20 protein-coding genes and 1 other RNA gene are annotated in these 22,498 nt (G+C 53.9%); 13 read left to right on the top strand and 8 right to left on the bottom strand.

Going from position 1 to position 22,498, the window contains the following annotated elements; all coding sequences use genetic code 11:
* Nucleotides 1-2: 2 nt before the first annotated feature.
* The 7 genes from epd (at nucleotide 3) to srsR (ending at nucleotide 7,225) form a co-directional block, all read left to right on the top strand.
* Nucleotides 3-1,031 (top strand): erythrose-4-phosphate dehydrogenase, encoded by a 1,029-nt coding sequence (gene epd / locus SK32_RS15795; RefSeq protein ID WP_003027035.1) that lies wholly within the window; start codon nucleotides 3-5, stop codon nucleotides 1,029-1,031.
* 39 nt (nucleotides 1,032-1,070) lie between these two features.
* Nucleotides 1,071-2,234 (top strand): phosphoglycerate kinase, encoded by a 1,164-nt coding sequence (gene pgk, locus SK32_RS15790; protein WP_003027032.1) that lies wholly within the window; start codon nucleotides 1,071-1,073, stop codon nucleotides 2,232-2,234.
* A gap of 214 nt (nucleotides 2,235-2,448) precedes the next feature.
* The gene (gene fbaA, locus SK32_RS15785) at nucleotides 2,449-3,528 is read left to right on the top strand and encodes a class II fructose-bisphosphate aldolase (protein WP_003027029.1); all 1,080 of its coding nucleotides are present in this window, start codon (nucleotides 2,449-2,451) and stop codon (nucleotides 3,526-3,528) included.
* A 191-nt stretch (nucleotides 3,529-3,719) separates the two neighbouring features.
* Nucleotides 3,720-4,580, top strand: a complete 861-nt coding sequence (locus tag SK32_RS15780) for a small-conductance mechanosensitive channel MscS (protein ID WP_048213184.1) — start codon at nucleotides 3,720-3,722, stop codon at nucleotides 4,578-4,580.
* A 149-nt stretch (nucleotides 4,581-4,729) separates the two neighbouring features.
* Nucleotides 4,730-5,365, top strand: coding sequence for an arginine exporter ArgO (gene argO, locus SK32_RS15775; protein ID WP_003027005.1), 636 nt, complete (start codon nucleotides 4,730-4,732; stop codon nucleotides 5,363-5,365).
* Nucleotides 5,366-5,458: 93 nt separating this feature from the next.
* On the top strand, nucleotides 5,459-6,205 hold the full coding sequence (locus SK32_RS15770; protein WP_048213183.1) for an oxidative stress defense protein: 747 nt from the start codon (nucleotides 5,459-5,461) through the stop codon (nucleotides 6,203-6,205).
* A gap of 123 nt (nucleotides 6,206-6,328) precedes the next feature.
* Nucleotides 6,329-7,225, top strand: coding sequence for a LysR family transcriptional regulator SrsR (gene srsR, locus SK32_RS15765; RefSeq protein ID WP_048213182.1), 897 nt, complete (start codon nucleotides 6,329-6,331; stop codon nucleotides 7,223-7,225).
* On the opposite strand, the gene SK32_RS15760 is transcribed toward srsR, so the two are convergent.
* The 5 genes from SK32_RS15760 to argP all read right to left on the bottom strand — a co-directional run bounded on the left by SK32_RS15760 (nucleotide 7,222) and on the right by argP (nucleotide 13,767).
* Nucleotides 7,222-8,688 carry a succinyl-CoA:acetate CoA-transferase ScpC gene (locus tag SK32_RS15760; RefSeq protein ID WP_048213181.1) on the bottom strand — a complete coding sequence of 489 codons (1,467 nt, stop codon included), beginning with the start codon at nucleotides 8,686-8,688 and terminating at the stop codon, nucleotides 7,222-7,224. The two genes, srsR and SK32_RS15760, sit on opposite strands and share 4 nt — an antisense overlap.
* A gap of 24 nt (nucleotides 8,689-8,712) precedes the next feature.
* A complete protein-coding gene (scpB, locus tag SK32_RS15755; protein WP_003026994.1) occupies nucleotides 8,713-9,498 on the bottom strand; it encodes a methylmalonyl-CoA decarboxylase in 786 nt (261 codons plus the stop codon).
* A 10-nt stretch (nucleotides 9,499-9,508) separates the two neighbouring features.
* Nucleotides 9,509-10,504: a methylmalonyl Co-A mutase-associated GTPase MeaB gene (gene meaB, locus SK32_RS15750; RefSeq protein ID WP_048213180.1), complete on the bottom strand. Its 996-nt coding sequence runs from the start codon at nucleotides 10,502-10,504 to the stop codon at nucleotides 9,509-9,511.
* A complete protein-coding gene (gene scpA, locus SK32_RS15745) occupies nucleotides 10,497-12,641 on the bottom strand; it encodes a methylmalonyl-CoA mutase (RefSeq protein WP_048213179.1) in 2,145 nt (714 codons plus the stop codon). The genes meaB and scpA overlap by 8 nt, the downstream gene beginning before the upstream one ends.
* Nucleotides 12,642-12,873: 232 nt before the next feature.
* Nucleotides 12,874-13,767 (bottom strand): DNA-binding transcriptional regulator ArgP, encoded by an 894-nt coding sequence (gene argP, locus SK32_RS15740; protein ID WP_003026988.1) that lies wholly within the window; start codon nucleotides 13,765-13,767, stop codon nucleotides 12,874-12,876.
* Nucleotides 13,768-13,937: 170 nt separating this feature from the next.
* Here argP and rpiA point away from each other — a divergent pair, with 170 nt between their 5' ends.
* Nucleotides 13,938-14,597, top strand: a complete 660-nt coding sequence (gene rpiA, locus SK32_RS15735; protein ID WP_086523812.1) for a ribose-5-phosphate isomerase RpiA — start codon at nucleotides 13,938-13,940, stop codon at nucleotides 14,595-14,597.
* A gap of 269 nt (nucleotides 14,598-14,866) precedes the next feature.
* Nucleotides 14,867-16,099 (top strand): phosphoglycerate dehydrogenase, encoded by a 1,233-nt coding sequence (gene serA, locus SK32_RS15730; protein WP_048213177.1) that lies wholly within the window; start codon nucleotides 14,867-14,869, stop codon nucleotides 16,097-16,099.
* Between the two features lie 381 nt (nucleotides 16,100-16,480).
* Here serA and SK32_RS15725 read toward each other — a convergent pair whose 3' ends face one another.
* The 3 genes from SK32_RS15725 to zapA form a co-directional block, all read right to left on the bottom strand.
* A complete protein-coding gene (locus tag SK32_RS15725; RefSeq protein WP_048213176.1) occupies nucleotides 16,481-17,077 on the bottom strand; it encodes a 5-formyltetrahydrofolate cyclo-ligase in 597 nt (198 codons plus the stop codon).
* A 19-nt stretch (nucleotides 17,078-17,096) separates the two neighbouring features.
* A non-coding RNA gene (gene ssrS, locus SK32_RS24945) (6S RNA) lies at nucleotides 17,097-17,280 on the bottom strand.
* Nucleotides 17,281-17,321: 41 nt separating this feature from the next.
* The gene (gene zapA / locus SK32_RS15720) at nucleotides 17,322-17,651 is read right to left on the bottom strand and encodes a cell division protein ZapA (protein WP_003026980.1); all 330 of its coding nucleotides are present in this window, start codon (nucleotides 17,649-17,651) and stop codon (nucleotides 17,322-17,324) included.
* Between the two features lie 167 nt (nucleotides 17,652-17,818).
* On the opposite strand from zapA, the gene SK32_RS15715 reads away from it, so the two are divergent.
* From SK32_RS15715 to ubiI, 4 genes are all read left to right on the top strand, one after another.
* A complete protein-coding gene (locus SK32_RS15715) occupies nucleotides 17,819-18,397 on the top strand; it encodes a YecA/YgfB family protein (RefSeq protein WP_086523442.1) in 579 nt (192 codons plus the stop codon).
* Nucleotides 18,398-18,421: 24 nt separating this feature from the next.
* Nucleotides 18,422-19,747 (top strand): Xaa-Pro aminopeptidase, encoded by a 1,326-nt coding sequence (pepP, locus tag SK32_RS15710; protein ID WP_048213174.1) that lies wholly within the window; start codon nucleotides 18,422-18,424, stop codon nucleotides 19,745-19,747.
* The gene (ubiH, locus tag SK32_RS15705) at nucleotides 19,744-20,922 is read left to right on the top strand and encodes a 2-octaprenyl-6-methoxyphenyl hydroxylase (protein ID WP_048213173.1); all 1,179 of its coding nucleotides are present in this window, start codon (nucleotides 19,744-19,746) and stop codon (nucleotides 20,920-20,922) included. Before pepP ends, ubiH begins: the two co-directional genes overlap by 4 nt.
* Before the next feature lie 139 nt (nucleotides 20,923-21,061).
* Entirely contained in the window at nucleotides 21,062-22,264 is a 1,203-nt protein-coding gene (ubiI, locus tag SK32_RS15700) for an FAD-dependent 2-octaprenylphenol hydroxylase (RefSeq protein ID WP_048213172.1), read from the top strand.
* Nucleotides 22,265-22,498 lie beyond the last annotated feature (234 nt).

The raw sequence follows: 22,498 nt of genomic DNA, 5'->3' as shown, positions 1-22,498 counted from the left end.
CTATGACCGTACGCGTAGCGATTAATGGTTTCGGTCGCATCGGACGCAACGTGGTTCGTGCTTTATATGAATCCGGGCGTCGGGCGGAAATCACCGTGGTGGCAATCAACGAACTGGCGGATGCTGCAGGCATGGCGCATTTGTTGAAATATGACACCAGCCATGGGCGTTTTGCCTGGGATGTTCGTCAGGAACGAGACCAGCTCATCGTTGGCGATGACGCGATCCGTATTCTGCATGAGCGAACGCTCGATGCGCTTCCGTGGCGCGAACTGGGTGTCGACGTTGTGCTGGATTGTACGGGGGTCTTCGGCAGCCGCGAACACGGCGAGGCGCATATTGCCGCCGGCGCAAAGAAAGTGCTCTTTTCACATCCTGGTAGTCACGACATCGACGCAACCGTTGTGTTTGGCGTTAATCAGGATCAGCTGCGCGCTGAGCACCGGATCGTTTCCAATGCCTCCTGCACCACGAATTGCATAATACCCGTCATTAAATTGCTGGATGATGCTTACGGCATTGAGTCTGGTACCGTCACCACGATCCACTCCGCGATGCACGATCAGCAGGTTATTGATGCTTATCATCCTGACCTGCGTCGCACGCGAGCGGCCAGCCAGTCGATCATTCCGGTTGATACCAAACTGGCGGCGGGCATCACGCGAATTTTCCCGCAGTTTAACGATCGTTTTGAAGCGATAGCGGTGCGTGTACCGACCATAAATGTGACGGCGATCGACTTAAGCGTGACGGTGAAAAAACCAGTAAAAGCCAGTGAAGTCAACCAGTTGCTGCAAAAAGCAGCACAAGGTGCATTTCATGGTATAGTTGACTATACGGAATTACCGTTGGTCTCAGTAGATTTTAACCACGACCCGCACAGCGCCATAGTTGATGGCACGCAAACGCGCGTGAGTGGCGCTCACCTGATCAAAACGCTGGTCTGGTGTGATAATGAATGGGGCTTTGCTAACCGTATGCTCGACACGACGTTAGCGATGGCTGCTATTGGTTTCAGGCTCGACGCTTGAGCGTCGACAAAACTTTATGAATCAACGAGAGGATTCACCATGTCTGTAATTAAGATGACCGATCTGGATCTGGCTGGTAAACGCGTTTTTATCCGTGCGGACCTGAACGTACCAGTTAAAGAAGGGAAAGTAACCAGCGATGCGCGTATCCGTGCTTCCCTGCCGACCATCGAACTGGCCCTGAAACAGGGTGCTAAAGTGATGGTAACTTCCCACCTGGGTCGTCCTACCGAAGGCGAGTACAACGAAGAATTCTCTCTGCTGCCGGTTGTTAACTATCTGAAAGATAAACTGTCTGCTCCGGTTCGCCTGGTAAAAGATTACCTGGACGGCGTTGAAGTCGCTGCCGGTGAACTGGTTGTTCTGGAAAACGTTCGCTTTAACAAAGGCGAGAAGAAAGACGACGAAGCGCTGTCCAAAAAATATGCTGCTCTGTGCGACGTATTCGTAATGGATGCTTTCGGTACTGCTCACCGTGCGCAGGCGTCTACTCACGGTATCGGTAAATTCGCCGATGTCGCTTGTGCAGGTCCGCTGCTGGCTGCCGAGCTGGATGCACTGGGTAAAGCACTGAAAGAACCTGCTCGTCCGATGGTTGCTATCGTTGGTGGTTCTAAAGTTTCTACCAAACTGACCGTTCTTGATTCTCTGTCAAAAATCGCTGACCAGCTGATCGTTGGCGGTGGTATCGCGAACACCTTCGTTGCTGCTCAAGGCCACAACGTGGGTAAATCCCTGTACGAAGCAGATCTCGTTGACGAAGCTAAGCGTCTGCTGACCACTTGCGACATCCCGGTCCCAACCGACGTTCGCGTTGCAACTGAATTCTCTGAAACCGCACCGGCAACCCTGAAATCCGTTAGCGATGTAAAAGAAGACGAGCAGATCCTGGATATCGGCGACGCTTCTGCACAGCAGCTGGCTGACATCCTGAAGAATGCGAAAACCATTCTGTGGAACGGCCCGGTTGGCGTGTTCGAATTCCCGAACTTCCGCAAAGGTACTGAAATCGTTGCTAATGCCATTGCAGACAGCGAAGCATTCTCTATCGCAGGCGGCGGTGACACCCTGGCAGCAATCGACCTGTTCGGCATTGCTGACAAAATCTCCTACATCTCTACTGGCGGCGGCGCGTTCCTCGAATTCGTGGAAGGCAAAGTCCTGCCAGCAGTAGCCATGCTCGAAGAGCGTGCTAAAAAGTAAGACTTTAATGGGCAGGGAAACCTGCCCTTATTTCAGCGCGCTTTAGAGCACGCTTCAATTCTTTACACAAAATCATTCGAGTTGCATCAAGGCGGCAACAGAGTGAGTTCCCGGGAGCTTACTTACGTAAGTGACTGGGGCGAGCGAGGGCAGCCAACGATGAGGCGGCTTGAAGGATGATGTGTACAACGGCCGAAGATACAGGACTCGTAATATGTCTAAAATTTTTGATTTCGTAAAACCAGGCGTAATCACTGGTGATGACGTACAGAAAGTTTTCCAGGTAGCTAAAGAAAACAACTTTGCTCTGCCAGCTGTTAACTGCGTGGGTACCGACTCCATCAACGCCGTTCTGGAAACTGCTGCAAAAGTTAAAGCGCCGGTAATTGTACAGTTCTCCAACGGTGGTGCTTCTTTCATCGCGGGTAAAGGCGTGAAGTCCGACGTTCCTCAGGGCGCTGCAATCCTGGGTGCTATCTCTGGTGCACATCACGTTCACCAGATGGCTGAACACTACGGTGTTCCGGTTATCCTGCACACTGACCACTGCGCGAAGAAACTGCTGCCGTGGATCGACGGTCTGCTGGACGCGGGTGAAAAACACTTCGCAGCAACCGGCAAACCGCTGTTCTCTTCTCACATGATAGACCTGTCTGAAGAGTCTCTGGAAGAGAACATCGAAATCTGCTCCAAATATCTGGCGCGCATGTCCAAAATGGGCATGACTCTGGAAATCGAACTGGGTTGCACCGGTGGCGAAGAAGACGGCGTGGACAACAGCCACATGGACGCTTCTGCACTGTACACCCAGCCGGAAGACGTTGATTACGCGTACACCGAGCTGAGCAAAATCAGCCCGCGTTTCACCATCGCAGCTTCCTTCGGTAACGTACACGGCGTTTACAAGCCGGGTAACGTCGTTCTGACCCCGACCATCCTGCGCGACTCTCAGGATTATGTTTCTAAGAAACATAACCTGCCGCACAACAGCCTGAACTTCGTCTTCCACGGCGGTTCCGGTTCTACTGCTCAGGAAATCAAAGACTCCGTAAGCTACGGCGTAGTGAAAATGAACATCGACACCGATACCCAATGGGCTACCTGGGAAGGCGTTCTGAACTACTACAAAGCAAACGAAGCTTACCTGCAGGGCCAGTTGGGCAACCCGAAAGGCGAAGATCAGCCGAACAAGAAATACTACGATCCGCGCGTATGGCTGCGTGCTGGTCAGGCAACCATGATCACCCGTCTGGAACAGGCTTTCAAAGAACTGAACGCGGTTGACGTTCTGTAATTTACGCCGTTCCATGTGACATGAGGCCCGCAAATGCGGGCCTTTTTTATTGCTATGTCAATGTACTGCTGGCAGAGAATTCTGTGATCTGTTTGGCAAAATCCGGGTTTATTGTTTACCCTTGTCAGGTTGCCAGTCCCGTCAGGGCGGCTTTATTTCTCCCGTTTGGGTAAGCAAAAAAGGAATAGTGAATGGAAGATTTGAATGTTGTCGACAGCATAAACGGTGCGGGCACCTGGCTGGTGCGTAACCAGGAACTGCTGTTGAGCTATGCCGTCAACATCGTTGCGGCCATCGCGATTGTCATTATCGGTATGATCGTGGCGCGCATTGTATCAAATACCGTTAACCGCCTGATGCTGGCGCGTAAAATTGATGCCACAGTTGCTGACTTCCTCTCTGCACTGGTGCGTTACGGTATTATCGCGTTCACGCTGATTGCCGCGCTGGGCCGCGTTGGGGTGCAAACTGCCTCCGTGATCGCCGTTCTCGGTGCCGCAGGTTTAGCCGTCGGTCTGGCGCTGCAAGGCTCCCTGTCTAACCTCGCCGCAGGTGTCCTGCTGGTAATGTTCCGTCCGTTCCGTGCGGGTGAGTATGTCGATCTCGGCGGCGTGGCCGGAACCGTGCTCAACGTGCAGATTTTCTCCACCACTATGCGCACCGTTGACGGTAAGATTGTTGTGATCCCAAACGGTAAAATTATTGCCGGGAACATCATTAACTTCTCTCGCGAGCCGGTTCGTCGTAACGAATTTATTATCGGCGTGGCTTACGACTCCGATATCGATCTGGTGAAAAAAATCCTCACTGATATCATTCAGTCGGAAGATCGCATTCTTAAAGACCGTGAAATGACGGTGCGCCTGAATGAGCTGGGGGCTTCCTCAATTAATTTCGTCGTACGCGTCTGGAGCAACAGCAGCGATCTGCAAAGTGTCTACTGGGATGTACTGGAACGCATTAAGCGTGAGTTCGATGCCAACGGCATCAGCTTCCCGTATCCGCAGATGGATGTGAACTTCAAGCGTGTGAAAGAGAGTACGGCAGAGTAATTACGCGCCCGGAGGTGCTTTCGCTTTCCGGGCCGATAAAACTATCTTTCCATTAATTTCCCTAATCTGCGATTAAAATTATCAATTTCCGCTAATGATTTTCCCGCGCTATAGTCTGCTCCTAAGAGAAACAGTTCGGGATGATTAACGTGTTATCGTATTATTTTCAAGGGCTTGCACTTGGTGCGGCCATGATACTTCCGCTTGGTCCACAAAATGCCTTCGTGATGAACCAGGGCATTCGCCGCCAGTATCACATCATGATTGCTTTACTCTGTGCTATCAGCGATTTAGTGCTGATCTGCGCCGGTATCTTTGGCGGTAGCGCTTTGCTGATGCAGTCGCCGTGGTTGATGGCGCTGGTCACCTGGGGCGGAGTGGCGTTTCTGCTCTGGTACGGTTTTGGCGCGTTAAAAACGGCGATGAGCAGTAATCTGGAACTGGCCAGCGCCGAGGTAATGAAGCAGGGGCGTTGGAAAATCATAGCCACCATGCTGGCGGTAACCTGGCTAAACCCACATGTTTATCTGGATACCTTTGTGGTGCTGGGGAGTCTGGGGGGCCAACTGGACGTTGAGCCTAAGCGCTGGTTTGCGCTGGGAACCGTCAGCGCTTCGTTCCTGTGGTTTTTTGGTCTGGCATTGCTGGCGGCCTGGCTGGCTCCGCGTCTGCGTACTGCTAAAGCGCAGCGCATCATCAATACGCTGGTAGGATTAGTGATGTGGTTTATCGCTTTTCAGCTGGCAAAAGAAGGTGTTGCGCACGTTCATGCGTTGTTCAACTAAGTGTTGTCTGATGGACAACGCAGCGAGATCGGCTAAGCTTGCCTGCATGTGCCCTGAGTTTCGGGGTAATTAATGAAACATGGAGGAACGACCGTGAAGTTCAAAATAATGGCCCTGGCGGCATTAGTCGGATTCAGCGCACTATCGGTACAGGCAAATGAGTTGCCAAATGGACCGCACATCGTGACTTCCGGAACAGCAAGCGTGGATGCGACACCAGACATCGCCACGCTGGCAATTGAAGTGAACGTTGCTGCCAAGGATGCGGCTTCAGCGAAGAAGCAGGCCGATGAGCGCGTGGCGCAATATCTGTCCTTCCTTGAACAGAACCAGATAGCGAAGAAAGATATTAACGCTGCAAACCTGCGTACCCAGCCGGACTACGACTACCAGAATGGTAAAAGTATCCTCAAAGGGTATCGTGCGGTGCGCACCGTTGAAGTCACGCTGCGTCAGCTGGACAAACTCAACGCGCTGCTCGATGGCGCGCTGAAGGCGGGTCTGAATGAGATCCGTTCGGTATCACTGGGCGTAGCCCAACCGGATGCTTACAAAGATAAAGCGCGTAAAGCGGCAATTGATGATGCCATTCATCAGGCTGAACAGCTGGCCGCGGGCTTTAACAGCAAACTGGGTCCCGTATACAGCGTGCGCTACCACGTTTCCAATTATCAGCCGAGCCCGATGGTTCGGATGATGAAAGCAGATGCCGCACCTGCGACCTCTGCTCAGGAAACCTACGAACAGCCGGTTATTCAGTTTGACGATCAGGTTGATGTCGTTTTCCAGATTGAGCCGACGGCAGGGCAGCCCGCCGCAACGCCTGCCAAAACTCAGTAATTGTTGCAGACCCGGCTTTCCAGCCGGGTTTTTTCTGTGAGCAACTGTAAAAATGAGACTTCACATCCGGTCTTTTTTTTCGCCGTAATGAGGATAGGCCATAGCGATTTTTAAGGGGACGCTATGGATATTTTTATCTCGAAAAAGATGCGTAATTTCATTCTGCTGGCGCAAACCAATAACATCGCCAGAGCGGCAGAAAAAATACATATGACCGCATCGCCCTTCGGTAAAAGCATTGCCGCACTGGAAGATCAAATCGGCTATACGCTGTTTACCCGCAAAGATAACAACATCAGCCTGAATAAAGCAGGACAAGAGCTGTATCAGAAGCTATTTCCCGTTTATCAGCGCCTCTCTGCCATTGATAACGAAATCCATAACGCCTCTCGCCGCTCGCGGGAAATCGTCATCGGCATCGACAATACCTACCCAACGATTATTTTTGACCAGTTGATTAGCCTGGGTGATAAGTACCACGGCGTGACGGCTCAGGCCGTTGAATTCAGTGAGAATGGGGTGATTGATAACCTGTTCGACCGCAAACTGGATTTTATTATCTCGCCACAGCACGTTTCCCCCCGCGTGCAGGAGCTGGAAAATCTGGCGATCAGCGAACTGCCTCCGCTGCGCCTGGGGTTTCTCGTTTCCCGGCGCTATGAAGAAAAACAGCCGCAGGATCTGCTGCGCGAGCTGCCCTGGCTGCAAATGCGCTTCCAGAATCGCGCCAACTTTGAGGCGATGCTGGATGCCTACATGCGACCCTGCGGGATCAACCCGACGATAATCTATCGTCCGTACAGCTTTATGGCCAAGATTAGCGCGGTGGAGCGCGGGCAGTTTTTGACGGTGATCCCGCACTTCGCCTGGCGGCTGGTGAACCCGTCGACGCTGAAATATTTCGACGCGCCCGGCAGTCCAATGTATATGCAGGAGTTTCTCTATTCGCTGAAAAATCATCGCTATACCGCCACCATGCTCCAGCATATTGCTGAAGATCGTGACGGTAGTGCAAGTTAACCTAGCATCGAGCCTGTTTCGAGAAGGTTGCGATGCAGATCAAACGCATGGCTGAGATCGTGATGGATATGCCCGCCGGGCGCTTTTTCCAGATAGCGGTGCAAATAATCTCTGTAAAGCGGATGCGCACAGTTATTGATAATCGTGTACGCCCGCTGCATCGGAGATAGCCCACGCAGATCGGCAATCCCTTGTTCGGTCACGATCACTTTAACGCTATGTTCGCTGTGGTCGACATGGCTGCACATCGGTACGATGGTTGAGATTTTCCCGCCTTTGGCAATCGACGGCGCCATAAAGATAGACAGGTAGGCGTTGCGCTCGAAATCCCCGCTGCCGCCGATGCCATTCATCAGGTTCACCCCCGCAACGTGCGTGGAATTGGCATGACCGTAGATATCAAACTCCAGACCAACGTTGAGCGCAATGACGCCCAGCCGACGAATGATTTCCGGGTTATTGGAAATCTCCTGCGGGCGCAACACAATCCGGCTGGCGAAGAAGTCCATGTTGTCGTAAATCTTCTGTAGCGACGGGGCTGAAATGGTCAGACTGGAAGCGCTGGCACCGGTTATCTTGCCCGTTTCCAGTAGATGCACTACCGACTCCTGCAACACCTCCGAATACATCATAAAGGGCGGGATATCCGGGTTCTCGCCCAGTCGCGCCATTACCGCGTTGTTGATATTACCCACGCCGCTTTGTAAGGGCAGAAACTCAGCTGGAATGCGTTTGTGCGCCATTTCTGCCAGCAGAAAGGTGACCACGTTATCGGCAATTTGTTGGCTGACTGGATTGGTTTTATCTGACGCATTACCGGCATCTGGCAGTTCGGTATCCACCACCGCAACCACCTTTTTGGGGTCTATCTGTACGCACTGACTGCCTACGCGATCCATGGTATGAAAAATGGGTACGCTGTTACGCCGCGGCGGCGCACCGGGTATCACGATGTCGGCAAACTCCGCCACACGCGGATTATGGTAATGATTCAATTCAATGATCACTTTTTTCGCCCGCAGCAGCCAGGTGGGGGCATTACCGATACCGCTGGACAGCCAAATCCGGCCATCCGGCGCGATGGCTGAGGCTTCAATGACGGCAACGTCGATCTCGCCAAAAAAGCCGTAATTAACCATTTGCGCCACTTCGCTCAAATGGAGATCGACAAACCTCACCTGGCCCTGATTAATTTTCTCGCGCAGGCCCGATGACGTTTGATAAGGCGCACGCCAGGAAACGGCATCCGCCGCGGATAGTACATCATCAGCGGCGGCGCCAATTGATGCTCCGGTCAGCAGGCGGATCTGAAAAGGCTGTCCGTTCTGATGCTGTTCGCAGGCGCGTTGGGCAATTGCGGTGGGTAACGCTTTTGGCGAACCCGCGGGGGTAAAGCCGCTGAACGCCACCATATCATCGTGCTGGATAATTTCTGCCGCCTGTTCGGCGCTCATCCGTTTCATGGCCGTCTCCTTCCTCGGACGTGATTAATGGCCGACAAAATTAGGTTTACGTTTTTCCATAAACGCGTTCATCCCTTCCTGATAATCCTCGCTGTCGTACACCGCGCGGCGCATGCCCTGAATGCGCTCGAACTCATCGGAATTCATGGTGTGCGCTTCCCCCAGCACGCGCAGCTCTTCTTTAATGACGGCGATCGCCAGCGGCGCTTTCTCCGAGATGTGGTGCGCCATTTGCAGGGTGAAATCTTCCAGTTCGTCTACAGGAACCACATGGTTGAGGATCCCGACCGCCATGGCGCGTTGAGCGGTGATGGGCGAAGCGGTAAAAATCAGCTCTTTAACGATGTGAAAACCGGCGTCGCGAGTCAGGTTGTGGATGCCGACCAGGTTATACGGCACGCCAAGGTTGACCGGGGTCATCGAGAAGGTGGATGTTTCAGCGGCGATGATCAGATCGGAACTCATGATCATCTCAAACGCGCCGCCCCAGACGCTGCCTTCGACCATGGAGATCACCGGTTTCGGATATTTTTGGATCATGCGGGTTATCTGACGCAGCGGATCGTCATAGGAGAGCGGATCGCGACGTCCGGTCGGGAGTTCATGAATATCATGCCCGGCAGAGAACACTTTGGCCCCGCTCGGGGCGCGCAAAATGATGCAGCGAATGTCCGCACGATTGAGATCGCTCAGCGCCTGCATCAGATCGTCAATAAACACTTTACTCAGGGCATTGAGCTTGCGGGCGTAATTGAACTCAATAACCGCGACTTTCTGGATGATGACCACGTTGACGTATTGATAAGACATAATGTTCTCTTTATTGAAAGTAATGATGCTGGATAAATTCGCTGATGTGCCGCAGACCGGTGCGCGGCGACAGATCGTTATTTTTGACGGCCTGCAGCGTCTGCTGGAAATAGCGGTCAAAATCAGTCCGCGCAAACAGCAGATGCAGGGCTTCTTCTTCAGCCTGCTGGTGTAACCAGTCCACCGCCTGCTGCTGGCGGACTTTTTCCAGTCGACCGCTGGCGGTAAGGCACGTTTTAAAGTCGGTTATCGCCTGCCAGACCTCCTCAATACCGCGTTTTTCCAGCGCGCTACAGGTCAGAACCTGCGGCTGCCACTCGTCATATTTGCGGCGCAGAATATGCAGGGCGGATTCGTACATATGGCGGGCGATGGCCACGTTGGCATGGTTCTCGCCGTCGTCCTTGTTGATGACGACCAGATCCGCCATTTCCATCAGACCTTTCTTGATGCCTTGCAAATCGTCGCCACCGCCAGCGATTTGCAGTGAGATAAAGCAATCCACCATGCCTGCGACTTCGGTTTCTGACTGCCCAACGCCGACGGTTTCTACAATCACCACATCAAAGCCAGCCGCTTCGCAAAGCAGCATTAATTCGCGGGCGCGCTGGCTGGCTCCGCCTAAATGACCGCTGGAAGGGACCGGGCGAATAAACGCAGATTCGGCGCGAGACAGCTCCGTCATGCGGGTTTTATCGCCAAGAATGCTGCCGCCGCTGACCGGGCTGCTGGGATCGACGGCGATCACCGCCACCCGTAATCCGTGACGGATTAACAGCATGCCGAATGCTTCCAGAAAGGTGCTTTTCCCTGCGCCCGGCGTACCGGTTATCCCCAAACGCAGGGCGTTACCGGTGAACGGCATAATCGCGTCCAGCAATTGCGTACTGAGCGGCTGGTGGCGCGGGTGGTTGCTTTCTACCAGCGTCATTGCCTGGGCGAGCGTAGCCCGTTCGCCAAGTCGCAAGCGACGAACGGTATCCTCAAGCGTGGCGGCGTTAATCATGATGCTGGCTGATACGGGTTAATACGTCGCGAACGCTGTCGAGCATTGGCGTGCCGGGGCCATAAATGGCGGCCACGCCATGCTCGTGCAGGAAGGCGTAATCCTGTGGCGGAATAACGCCTCCTGCTACCACGCAGATATCTTCACGCCCCCATTTTTTGAGCGCGGTAACCAGTTCCGGGATCAGCGTTTTATGACCTGCCGCCAGTGACGATGCGCCTATTACATGCACATCGTTTTCTACCGCCAGACGGGCGATCTCTTCTGGTGTGGAGAACATCGGACTGAGGTCAACATCGAAGCCGAGATCGGAGTAGGCGCTGGCGATCACTTTCGCGCCGCGATCGTGGCCATCCTGACCCATCTTGGCGATCAGAATGCGCGGACGGCGACCATTTTCCGCGAGGAACTGTTCGGTTTGCGCAACGATGGCGTCGAACTCATCGGCGGATTTGTCGGACTGGTGATAGCTTTGCGCAATCACGCCGGTGACGCACTGGCTGGGAACCAGATAGCGGTCAAAAGCGCTTTCCAGCGCGTCGGAGATCTCACCAAGCGTGGCGCGAACGCGGGCGGCGTTAACGGCGGCGGCCAACAGGTTTTCATTATGCTGTGCGGCGTGGGTCAGCACGGATAACGCGGCGTTAACGGCATCATTGTCGCGAGTTGCACGGATATGCTGCAGCGAGGCAATCTGCTCGTTGCGCACCTTCACGTTGTCGATTTCCAGTACCGACGTTTCGTCTTCTTTATCCAGCTTGTATTTGTTCACGCCGACGATAACGCGTTTACCCTGGTCGATCAGCGACTGCTCGCGCGCGGAAGCTTCTTCGATCATCCGTTTAGGGAGCCCGGCTTCGATCGCTTTCGCCATGCCGCCTGCCTCATCAATTTGTTTGATGATCGTGCGCGCCTGCTTCACAATTTGATCGGTGAGCGATTCGACGTAATACGATCCGGCCAGCGGATCGACGGTGCGGCAGATCTCTGACTCTTCCTGAATGATGATCTGTGTATTACGCGCGATGCGGGCGGAGAAATCGGTGGGTAGCCCGAGCGCTTCATCAAAGGCGTTGGTATGCAGAGACTGGGTGCCGCCAAGCGTAGCGCCGAGCGCTTCAATGGTCGTGCGGATCACGTTGTTGTAAGGATCCTGCTCGGTCAGACTCCAGCCGGAGGTCTGGCAGTGGGTACGCAGAGCGAGAGATTTCGGGTTAGTCGCACCAAAACCGCTGACTGCTTCACTCCACAAATAGCGAGCCGCGCGCAGCATGGCGACGTTCATAAACAGATCCATGCCGATGCCGAAGAAGAATGACAGGCGCGGCGCGAAGTCATCAATTTTCAGCCCGGCAGACAGCGCGGCTTTGATGTACTCAATGCCGTCAGCCAGCGTAAACGCCACCTGCTGGACGCAGTTCGCCCCGGCTTCCCCCATGTGATAACCGCTGATACTGATGGTGTTATAGCGCGGCATATTGGCGGAACACCAGGCGATGATGTCGGCGATGATGCGCATTGAAGGTTTTGGCGGGTAAATGTAGGTGTTGCGGCACAGGTACTCTTTCAGAATATCGTTCTGAATGGTCCCGGTGAGTTGCTCCGGCGTTACGCCTTGTTCTTCTGCAGCGACGATATAAAACGCCAGTACTGGCAGCACCGCGCCGTTCATGGTCATTGATACCGACATCTTATCCAGCGGGATCTGGTCGAACAGCACCTTCATATCTTCGACGGTATCGATCGCCACGCCCGCTTTGCCGACGTCACCTGCCACGCGCGGGTTGTCAGAGTCATAGCCGCGATGGGTGGCAAGGTCAAAGGCGACGGAAAGCCCTTTTTGCCCGGCGGCGAGATTGCGGCGGTAAAAGGCGTTGGACTCTTTGGCGGTAGAGAAACCGGCGTACTGGCGAATGGTCCACGGCTGCGCGGTATACATGGTGGCGCGCGGGCCACGCACGTAAGGCGGCAGACCGGGGAGGGTGCCCGTGACTTCCAGATTATCGAGGTCCGCTTCGGTGTACAGCGGTTTGATGGCAATCCCTTCCGCCGTCTGTCTTTCCAGCGATTCGACGGTTTTTTCCCGTCGACTGAGTTCTTTGTTGGCGAGTGTTTGCCACTCCTGCACGTTTGCCATTTTTTGCTCCGTATTACGCAATAAGTTGAATCTTTGCGAATACGGTGTGCTTTTTCATTTGGCTTGTCGCCAGCAAAAAATAGCCAACAGGACGTCGTTTTTTGCCGCGTGGCGTGTTTTATTTTGTGATGTATTTCAAAGACGTGGCGGGAATAGCATGAAAAGAGGGTAAAGGCTTGTAGGCCGGATAAGGCGTTACGCCGCCATCCGGCACTCTGGAGCAATACACGGTTTAATCCTGACGCAACACCTTGTGCCCGTATTCCAGCAGCGCGTCGGTAACGTTGCGCATCATGCGGCTTTCCGGGGCAAAACGGTGCCAGTACAGCATCCGGCGCTGGAACAGGCCCGGCGTTAAGTCGATCAGCTCGCCGCTTTCCAGCTCTTTCTCAATCTGTAAGTGCGGGATCATGCAGCAGGTGGTTCCCTGGCGCGCCAGTTGGACGAAGGCTTCAGACGAGTTAACGATATGGCACGGCACGCTGCCCGGCGGCAGGTCGAAGTTTTGTTGCAGGAACGCCTGGTGCATATCATCAAGATGGTCAAACGCTACCGCCGGGGCTTTCAGCAGGGCGGAGCGGGTGACGCCGTTAGGGAAATAACGTTCGGCGAAAGGTTTGGAGCCAACAAACAGGTAGTCCAGCGCGCCGAGTTTATCCACCAGACAGCTTGGCAGCGCCTGATGTTGGATACTCACCGCACCGACCACTTCACCACGACGCAGACGTTCCTGGGTGCGGGTTTCATCTTCAACCTGCAGATTCAGGCGAATCGGCGAATTAGCCAGTACCGGGGCCAGCGCCGGAAGTAACCAGGTTGCCAGGCTGTCGGCGTTCACCGCCAGAGAAAGCAGCAGCGGCGTCGAGCCGGTTTGTTCATCACCCAGCCACTCGTCTTCCAGCAGTTCAACCTGGCGCAGAAGTGCCAGAAGCTTTTGTCCTTGTTCGGTAGGGCGCGGGGGGACGGTACGCACCAGCAGAGGTTGTCCGAACATATTCTCAAGCTGTTTTATGCGCTGTGAAACCGCGGATTGCGTGATGCACAGCTTTTGCGCCGCGCGCTCAAATCCTCGTTCACGAATAACCGCATCCAGTGCTTGTAGTGTTCTGTAGTCCGGACGTTTCATTGCTTTGACGCACTCCTGAAAATTTTGCTTGTTCTGCACTATGACACAAATTTAGGTTGGGTAAAGACGAAATCCGCCGCTTGCGAGCGGGTGTGGGAACATTTTTCTGCACAATGTTCTATAATGCGCGTGAATTTTCCCACCATATTCACACCACAGGCGAAACGATCATGACGCAGGATGAACTGAAAAAAGCAGTAGGATGGGCGGCACTTCAGTATGTACAGCCCGGCACCATTGTGGGCGTAGGTACCGGTTCAACAGCCGCACACTTTATTGATGCGCTGGGCACAATGAAAGGTCAGATTGAAGGCGCAGTGTCCAGCTCGGACGCCTCGACCGAAAAACTCAAAAGCCTCGGTATCCACGTGTTCGATCTTAACGAAGTTGATAGTCTCGGCGTATACGTTGACGGCGCGGATGAAATCAACGGCCACATGCAGATGATCAAGGGCGGCGGTGCAGCGTTGACCCGTGAAAAAATCATTGCTTCGGTGGCGAAGAAATTTATCTGCATCGCGGACGCGTCCAAAGAAGTCGATATTCTTGGTAACTTCCCGCTACCGGTGGAAGTGATCCCAATGGCGCGCAGCGCAGTCGCGCGTCAACTGGTGAAGTTGGGCGGCCGTCCTGAATACCGTCAGGGCGTGGTGACGGACAACGGTAACGTGATCCTCGATGTGCACGGTCTGGAGATCCTTGACGCCGTGGCGCTGGAAAACGCCATCAATGCGATTCCGGGCGTAGTAACCGTAGGTCTGTTCGCCAACCGTGGTGCGGATGTGGCGCTGATCGGCACACCGGACGGCGTGAAAACTATCGTAAAATGATCTGATGGGAGCGTCTTCTCCCGTTAAAAAAATTTTGGCAGGGCAAATTTGGTGACTTGTGTCACGTTTATAATATTGTCCTGCCGATCCCTCCAAAGAAAAAGTTATCGCCAGTATATTCCTCTGACAATTCCCGCTGAATGACATTTCCTCAGCACGGCGACGCAAACGTTCATATTGCCGCAATATTATTTTTTGATATGTTGAAGAGGAGGATGAAAATCCCACACACAACACATCAGTTTGAACAAAAAAGACAGGGTCGGGAAATGGCAAAGGTATCACTGGAGAAAGAGAAGATTAAATTTCTGCTGGTTGAAGGCGTGCATCAAAAAGCGCTCGAAAGCCTTCGTGCAGCAGGTTATACCAACATCGAGTTTCACAAAGGCGCTCTGGACACTGAGCAACTGAAAGAGTCCATCCGTGATGCCCACTTCATTGGCCTGCGATCCCGTACCCATCTGACTGAAGATGTGATTGACGCCGCAGAGAAGCTGGTCGCGATTGGCTGCTTCTGCATTGGCACCAATCAGGTTGATCTGTCTGCTGCGGCAAAGCGCGGGATCCCTGTGTTTAACGCGCCATTCTCTAACACGCGTTCTGTTGCCGAACTGGTGATTGGCGAACTGCTGCTACTGCTACGCGGCGTCCCCGAAGCGAACGCCAAAGCGCACCGCGGCGTGTGGAACAAACTGGCTACCGGCTCCTTTGAAGCGCGTGGCAAAAAACTGGGGATCATCGGCTACGGTCACATTGGTACTCAGCTAGGCATTCTGGCGGAATCGCTGGGGATGCACGTCTACTTCTATGATATTGAAAATAAACTACCGCTGGGCAACGCCACGCAGGTACAGCATCTTTCCGACCTGCTGAATATGAGCGATGTGGTTAGCCTCCACGTGCCGGAAAATGCCTCCACCAAAAATCTGATGGGTGCGCATGAGATTGCGCTGATGAAACCAGGTGCACTGCTGATCAACGCCGCACGCGGTACGGTTGTCGATATTCCTGCGCTGTGTGATGCGCTGGCAACGAAACATCTGGCGGGAGCGGCCATCGACGTCTTCCCAACGGAGCCAGCTTCTAACAGCGATCCTTTCACCTCGCCGCTGTGTGATTTTGATAACGTGATCCTGACGCCGCACATTGGTGGTTCAACGCTGGAAGCGCAGGAAAACATCGGTCTGGAAGTCGCTGGGAAACTGACCAAGTATTCCGACAACGGCTCTACGCTGTCTGCAGTTAACTTCCCGGAGGTTTCGCTGCCGCTACACGGCGGTCGTCGTCTGATGCACATTCACGAAAACCGTCCAGGCGTACTGACCGCGCTGAACCAGATTTTTGCCGAGCAGGGCGTCAACATTGCCGCGCAGTATCTGCAGACTTCCGCACAGGTAGGTTACGTTGTTATCGATATTGAAGCGGATGAAGATGTGGCGGAGAAAGCGCTGCAGGCGATGAAAGCCCTTCCGGGAACCATTCGCGCTCGTCTACTGTACTGATTTCCTCTACATGGGCAGGCGGTTGACCTGCCCATCTTTCCTCTGATTTTCCTGCCTTACTATCTCTTTGTGTAACGCATACATTCTGTTCTCGAGCCTTGCCGCAATTGGCAACTAAAGGCAGCGTTGCGTGTTGTACAGCAGTAAAAGGAATTTACGATAGGGGCTCAGCATAGTGCTGAAACGGGAAAGCCCCTACCGGAGCAGGGGCTTTAAAAAGGAAAGGGACGATGATGAGATACGTCATCATGCTGCTGATCCTGTTAATCATCGCTTACCCAGCATATTAACAGAGAGTACGCAGGAGGGAGGTTCGCCTCCCTCACCCTTCACCGAGGAATTTAGGTCAAAAAAACGACGCTGTCAATCGCTAAAAAACGGCTACCATTGCCAAATTTTTGACGGCGTCACCACCGCAGGCAGCGGGATATCCCACTCTTCAACCGGCAACTTCTCGACTAACTGACAGTCGTGCGCGTAGCCTACGGGCTGGATCTTATGTTGCTGCCAGTTTTGTAGCGTACGGTCGTAAAATCCGCCGCCCATGCCCAGGCGTTGCCCGTATTCATCAAACGCCACTAACGGTGTAATCAGTACATCCAGCTTTGACAGCGGCAATACGTCGCGTACATCAAGCCGTGGTTCCTGAATTTTTAAGCGATTGGTCACCAGGTCGCTGTGCGGATGATAGTGCAGGAACAGTAAATTACCGGGGCTGAAGGGATGAAGCACCGGAAGATAGACGCGCTTGCCCGCTCGCCACAGCTGATCTATTAGCGGCTGGGTATCGAGTTCGCCATCGAACGAGAGAAACACCGCCACGGTATGCGCGAGTACAACTGGAGGAAAACTGAGCATTCGGGTCGCGGCCTGCTGACCGTACTGATGCTGCTGCTCAGAGGTAAGCGCACGTCGACGCTGACGAATCAGTTGACGAATTTCTTGCCGGAATAAAGGGAGTTCAGAAAGTAGTGTCATGGCTGTTGCCAGGTAGAAGGGAATCTCCGAGATGCCGCCGCAGGCTGTAACCCTTGAACCCTTGGTTCAAGGTGAATGCGTCGTCACAGTTTTAAGGCTTCTCGGACGGGCCGAGCATGCTCACCAACCATGGAGCGCCACATTCTTGTGGTATGAAATATCGGCTCAGGGGACTGGCCCGCTTGCAAACATCTCAGAGAAATTTTGTCTTCACGGTCACTCTACCACAGTAAACCGAAAAGTGTTATTCAAAGTTTTGGCCCGTTTTTTCGGTTATGCGACCCTGATCAAGCAACGCCTGTTCGATGGTCTGTTGTAGCATCCGAATACGTTGTTCCATGCTCGCCGCGTACTCACGCGTCTTCGCTTTTTCCTGAGTTAATTCATAGCTGATGTTCAACGCGGCGATGAAAACCAACTGCTCAGTATTTGTGACTCTAGTGCGAACTTTCAGATCTTGCAATCGCTGATTGAGATCGTCCGCAGCCTGATTCAACGCATCCCTTTGTTCAGGCGGGCAATTCACTCGCAGTGAACGGCCAAATATTTGGATATCGACGGGTTGTGCAGACATGCCACCTTCCTGCTGATTGACTGCGCTGCCTTCGTCTCCAGACCGTGGGTCCGCGAAGGGGCGACACTATAGCTACCCTGGTATCAAGATACAAGCCCTTTTCTGGTTCACCAGGGTCCAAAGTGGTAGCATACCATGAATATTCCTCCCTTTGATGACGAATGCTTATGTCTATACAGAACGAAATGCCTGGCTACAACGACGTTAGCCAGTTTTTGAACCAACAAGGGGCTGGATTAACCCCGGCCGAAATGCACGGCTTAATCAGCGGAATGATTTGTGGCGGCAACAACGACAGCTCATGGCAGCCGCTGCTGCACGACCTGACGAACGAAGGTCTGGCCTTCGGTCACGAGCTGGCTCAGGCGCTGCTGAAAATGCACTCTGCCACCAGCGATGCGCTGGAAGATGATGGTTTCCTTTTTCAGCTTTATCTGCCTGAAGGCGATGACGTTAGCGTGTTCGATCGCGCCGATGCGCTGGCTGGTTGGGTAAACCACTTTTTGCTGGGCCTCGGTGTGACACAACCGAAGCTCGACAAAGTGACCGGCGAAACCGGGGAAGCGATTGACGACCTGCGTAATATCGCTCAGTTGGGATATGACGAAGACGAAGATCAGGAAGAGTTGGAAATGTCGCTCGAAGAGATCATCGAATACGTGCGTGTAGCCGCCTTGCTGTGTCATGACACGTTTACGCGTCAACAGCCGACCGCGCCTGAAGTCCGTAAACCGACTCTGCATTAAGAACAAAACGCCAAGGAGAGTGTGATGAGCGAAATATCTCAGCAAGAATTCCAGCGCCGCCGCCAGGCTTTACTGGCACAAATGCAGCCCGGCAGCGCCGCGCTGATTTTTGCCGCGCCTGAAGCGACGCGCAGCGCGGACAGTGAATACCCGTACCGCCAAAGCAGTGATTTCTGGTACTTCACCGGTTTTAACGAACCTGAAGCCGTGCTGGTGCTGATTAAAAGCGATGACACTCATAACCATAGCGTTTTGTTCAATCGGGTTCGCGATCTGACGGCGGAGATCTGGTTTGGCCGCCGTCTCGGTCAGGATGCCGCACCGGCAAAACTCGGCGTTGACCGGGCGCTAGCCTTCAGCGAAATTAACCAACAGCTGCACCTGTTGCTCAATGGCCTGGACGCGGTGTATCACGCACAAGGCGAATATGCCTGGGCCGACGAGATTGTGTGCACGGCGCTGGATAAACTGCGTAAAGGTTCCAGGCAAAATTTGCGCGCGCCTGCCGCGATTATCGACTGGCGTCCAATGGTGCATGAGATGCGCCTGTTCAAATCACCAGAAGAGATCGCGGTCATGCGTCGTGCCGGAGAAATCACCGCGCTGGCGCATACCCGTGCGATGAAAAAATGCCGTCCGGGAATGTTTGAATACCAGTTAGAAGGGGAGATTCACCACGAATTTACCCGCCATGGTGCGCGTTATCCGTCCTATAACACGATTGTCGGCAGCGGTGAAAACGGCTGTATCCTGCATTACACCGAAAATGAAAGTGAAATGCGCGATGGCGATTTGGTGCTGATCGACGCTGGCTGTGAATACAAAGGCTATGCGGGCGACATTACGCGTACCTTTCCGGTAAATGGCAAATTTACCCCAGCACAGCGTGAAATCTACGATATCGTGCTCGAATCCTTAGAGACCAGCCTGCGTCTGTATCGTCCCGGAACGTCCATTCAGGAAGTCACTGGCGAAGTGGTGCGCATCATGATTACGGGTCTGGTGAAACTCGGTATTTTGCACGGTGATGTCGATCAGTTGATTACCGAAAATGCGCATCGCCCATTCTTTATGCATGGTCTAAGCCACTGGCTTGGACTGGATGTGCACGACGTCGGCGTTTATGGTCAGGACCGCTCACGTATTCTTGAGCCGGGAATGGTGCTCACCGTCGAGCCGGGACTGTATATCGCGCCGGACGCCGATGTACCGCCAGCTTATCGTGGTATCGGCATTCGTATTGAGGATGACATCCTCATCACCGAGGACGGCAATGAAAACCTGACCGCCAGCGTAGTGAAGAAAGCGGATGACATTGAAGCCTTAATGGCTGCGGCGCGACTGCAATGAGCGTGATTATCGTTGGTGGTGGTATGGTTGGCGCGACGCTGGCGTTGGCCATTTCTCAGCTCAGCCATGGGACTCTGCCGGTTCATCTGATAGAAGCGAGCGAACCTGAAACTGACCGCCATCCCGGGTTTGATGCCCGGGCGATTGCTCTGGCGGCAGGAACCTGCCAACAGCTGGCGCGAATTGGCGTATGGCAGGCGATTGCCGATTGCGCAACGGCCATTAAAACGGTTCACGTCAGCGATCGCGGTCATGCCGGATTTGTGACGCTGGATGCGCAGGAATACCGTATTCCGGCGCTGGGGCAGGTCGTAGAGCTGCACGATGTCGGGCTACGTCTGTTTGCGCTGCTGCGCAAAGCACCGGGCGTTACATTACACTGCCCCGACCGCGTAGCCAGCGTGTCACGCACCCAGGAGCGCGTAGAAGTTACGCTGGAAAATGGCGAAATGATTGATGGTCGCCTGCTGGTGGCCGCCGACGGTACGCGCTCCGCACTGGCTACCGCCTGCGGCGTTGACTGGCAGCAACACCCCTATGAGCAACTGGCGGTAATTGCCAACGTCACAACCTCTGTGCCGCACGACGGTCGAGCGTTTGAACGTTTCACGCAATATGGCCCGCTGGCAATGCTGCCCATGTCTGATGGTCGCTGCTCGCTGGTGTGGTGTCATCCGCTGGAACGGCGCGATGAGATTCTGGCCTGGTCCGACGAACGGTTTTGCCGTGAACTGCAAACCGCGTTTGGCTGGCGGCTGGGGCGTATTATCAAGGCGGGTAAACGCAACGCCTATCCGCTTTCGTTAACCTCGGCGCAAAAAGCGATTACCCATCGAACCGTGCTGGTAGGGAACGCAGCCCAGACGCTGCACCCCATTGCCGGACAAGGTTTCAACCTTGGTCTGCGTGATGTGATGAGCCTGGCTGAAACGTTGACCCAGGCGCAGAACAGCGGGGAAAATGTCGGTGATTATGCGGTGCTGGCACGCTATCAGCATCGCCGCGAACGCGATCGCGAAACGACGATTGGCGTGACTAATAATTTGGTGTATCTGTTTGCCAATCGCTGGGCCCCGCTGGTTGTTGGGCGCAACGTCGGGCTGATGGCGATGGAATTATTCACCCCTGCGCGCGATGCGCTGGCGGAGCGGACCCTGGGCTGGGTTGCGCGCTAAATATAACCTGTAGGCCGAATTAAAGAAGTAGGCCTGATAAGCGCAGCGCCATCAGGCAATGTCGCGGAATTGATGCCGGATGGCGGCTTTGCCTTATCCGGCCTACGGTTTTTGATTGTCCTATTTTCAGGAGCAAACAGTGCAAAGTGTTGATGTAGCAATTGTTGGTGGCGGCATGGTAGGACTGGCGGTTGCCTGTGGCTTACAGGGCAGCGGGTTGCGCGTTGCTGTATTAGAACAACATGTTCCGCAGCCGTTGGCGGCGGATGCACCTCCTCAGCTTCGTGTTTCGGCCATTAATGCCGCCAGCGAAAAACTGCTTACCCGTCTTGGCGTCTGGTCCGACATTGTTGCCCGTCGCGCTTGCTGCTACCACGGCATGGAAGTCTGGGACAAAGACAGCTTTGGACGTATTGCGTTCGATGACCAGAGCATGGGCTACAGCCATTTGGGGCACATTGTCGAAAACTCAGAGATTCATTATGCGCTGTGGCAAAAGGCGCAGCGTTCAGCGGATATTACGCTGATGGCACCTGCTGAATTACAGCAGGTGGCCTGGGGTGAGAACGAAGCATTTCTGACCCTGAAAGATGGCGCAATGCTGACGGCACGCCTGGTCGTCGGTGCCGATGGCGCTAACTCCTGGCTGCGCAACAAAGCGGATATTCCGCTCACCTTCTGGGATTATCGTCATCATGCGCTGGTGGCGACTATCCGTACGCAGGAAGCGCACGGTGCGGTTGCGCGTCAGGCGTTTCACGGCGAAGGTATCCTGGCATTCCTGCCGCTTAGCGACCCCCATCTGTGTTCTATCGTCTGGTCGCTCTCGCCGCAGGAAGCAGAACGTATGCAGCAGGCAAGCGTAGACGAATTCAATCAGGCGCTGAATATCGCTTTTGATAATCGCCTGGGGCTGTGCAGCCTTGAGAGCGAACGCCAGACGTTTCCGCTGACTGGACGTTATGCCCGCCAGTTTGCCGCCCATCGTATGGCCCTGGTGGGTGATGCGGCGCATACCATCCACCCGCTGGCGGGTCAGGGGGTAAACCTTGGCTTCATGGATGCGGCGGAGCTGATCGACGAGCTTAAGCGGCTACAGCGTCAGGGCAAAGATATTGGTCAGTACCTCTATCTGCGCCGTTATGAACGTAGCCGTAAGCACAGCGCAGCGCTGATGCTGGCGGGGATGCAGGGTTTCCGTGAGCTGTTTGCAGGCGAAAATCCGGCGAAAAAAATGCTGCGTGATATTGGTCTGAAACTGGCCGATACCCTCCCGGGCGTAAAACCGCAACTCATCCGCCAGGCGATGGGACTGAACGATCTTCCTGAGTGGCTACGCTAGTGTCCGTAAGGACAATCTTAAGAGTTTGAAACCCGTCACACTTTCCTCTCCCGGCCTGCGCGCCGGGATGGTTCTCTCATTTGAAATAATCTAATTCCACTCCTTTTTTCGCATTAGTTTTTTTAATATTACGTTTTTTTCATAACGCCATTTTTGACATTTTTTCCACATTTAATATGGATTGATACGGCTTAACTTCGCTTATATATGTCTGTTGTTCTGATGTATTGGCGT

Origin of the sequence: Citrobacter sp. MGH100, assembly GCF_001034465.1 — a bacterium.
Taxonomy (GTDB): Bacteria; Pseudomonadota; Gammaproteobacteria; order Enterobacterales; family Enterobacteriaceae; genus Citrobacter; species Citrobacter youngae.
This window is presented reverse-complemented; position numbering and strand designations above follow the sequence as displayed.

What these genes read in the sequence shown, in the direction of transcription:
- epd (WP_003027035.1), top strand. Translation starts at nt 3, where the DNA reads ATGACCGTACGCGTAGCGATTAATGGTTTCGGTCGCATCGGACGCAAC.
- pgk (WP_003027032.1), top strand. Translation starts at nt 1,071, where the DNA reads ATGTCTGTAATTAAGATGACCGATCTGGATCTGGCTGGTAAACGCGTT.
- fbaA (WP_003027029.1), top strand. Translation starts at nt 2,449, where the DNA reads ATGTCTAAAATTTTTGATTTCGTAAAACCAGGCGTAATCACTGGTGAT.
- SK32_RS15780 (WP_048213184.1), top strand. Translation starts at nt 3,720, where the DNA reads ATGGAAGATTTGAATGTTGTCGACAGCATAAACGGTGCGGGCACCTGG.
- srsR (WP_048213182.1), top strand. Translation starts at nt 6,329, where the DNA reads ATGGATATTTTTATCTCGAAAAAGATGCGTAATTTCATTCTGCTGGCG.
- SK32_RS15760 (WP_048213181.1), bottom strand. Translation starts at nt 8,688, where the DNA reads ATGAAACGGATGAGCGCCGAACAGGCGGCAGAAATTATCCAGCACGAT.
- scpB (WP_003026994.1), bottom strand. Translation starts at nt 9,498, where the DNA reads ATGTCTTATCAATACGTCAACGTGGTCATCATCCAGAAAGTCGCGGTT.
- meaB (WP_048213180.1), bottom strand. Translation starts at nt 10,504, where the DNA reads ATGATTAACGCCGCCACGCTTGAGGATACCGTTCGTCGCTTGCGACTT.
- scpA (WP_048213179.1), bottom strand. Translation starts at nt 12,641, where the DNA reads ATGGCAAACGTGCAGGAGTGGCAAACACTCGCCAACAAAGAACTCAGT.
- argP (WP_003026988.1), bottom strand. Translation starts at nt 13,767, where the DNA reads ATGAAACGTCCGGACTACAGAACACTACAAGCACTGGATGCGGTTATT.
- rpiA (WP_086523812.1), top strand. Translation starts at nt 13,938, where the DNA reads ATGACGCAGGATGAACTGAAAAAAGCAGTAGGATGGGCGGCACTTCAG.
- serA (WP_048213177.1), top strand. Translation starts at nt 14,867, where the DNA reads ATGGCAAAGGTATCACTGGAGAAAGAGAAGATTAAATTTCTGCTGGTT.
- SK32_RS15725 (WP_048213176.1), bottom strand. Translation starts at nt 17,077, where the DNA reads ATGACACTACTTTCTGAACTCCCTTTATTCCGGCAAGAAATTCGTCAA.
- zapA (WP_003026980.1), bottom strand. Translation starts at nt 17,651, where the DNA reads ATGTCTGCACAACCCGTCGATATCCAAATATTTGGCCGTTCACTGCGA.
- SK32_RS15715 (WP_086523442.1), top strand. Translation starts at nt 17,819, where the DNA reads ATGTCTATACAGAACGAAATGCCTGGCTACAACGACGTTAGCCAGTTT.
- pepP (WP_048213174.1), top strand. Translation starts at nt 18,422, where the DNA reads ATGAGCGAAATATCTCAGCAAGAATTCCAGCGCCGCCGCCAGGCTTTA.
- ubiH (WP_048213173.1), top strand. Translation starts at nt 19,744, where the DNA reads ATGAGCGTGATTATCGTTGGTGGTGGTATGGTTGGCGCGACGCTGGCG.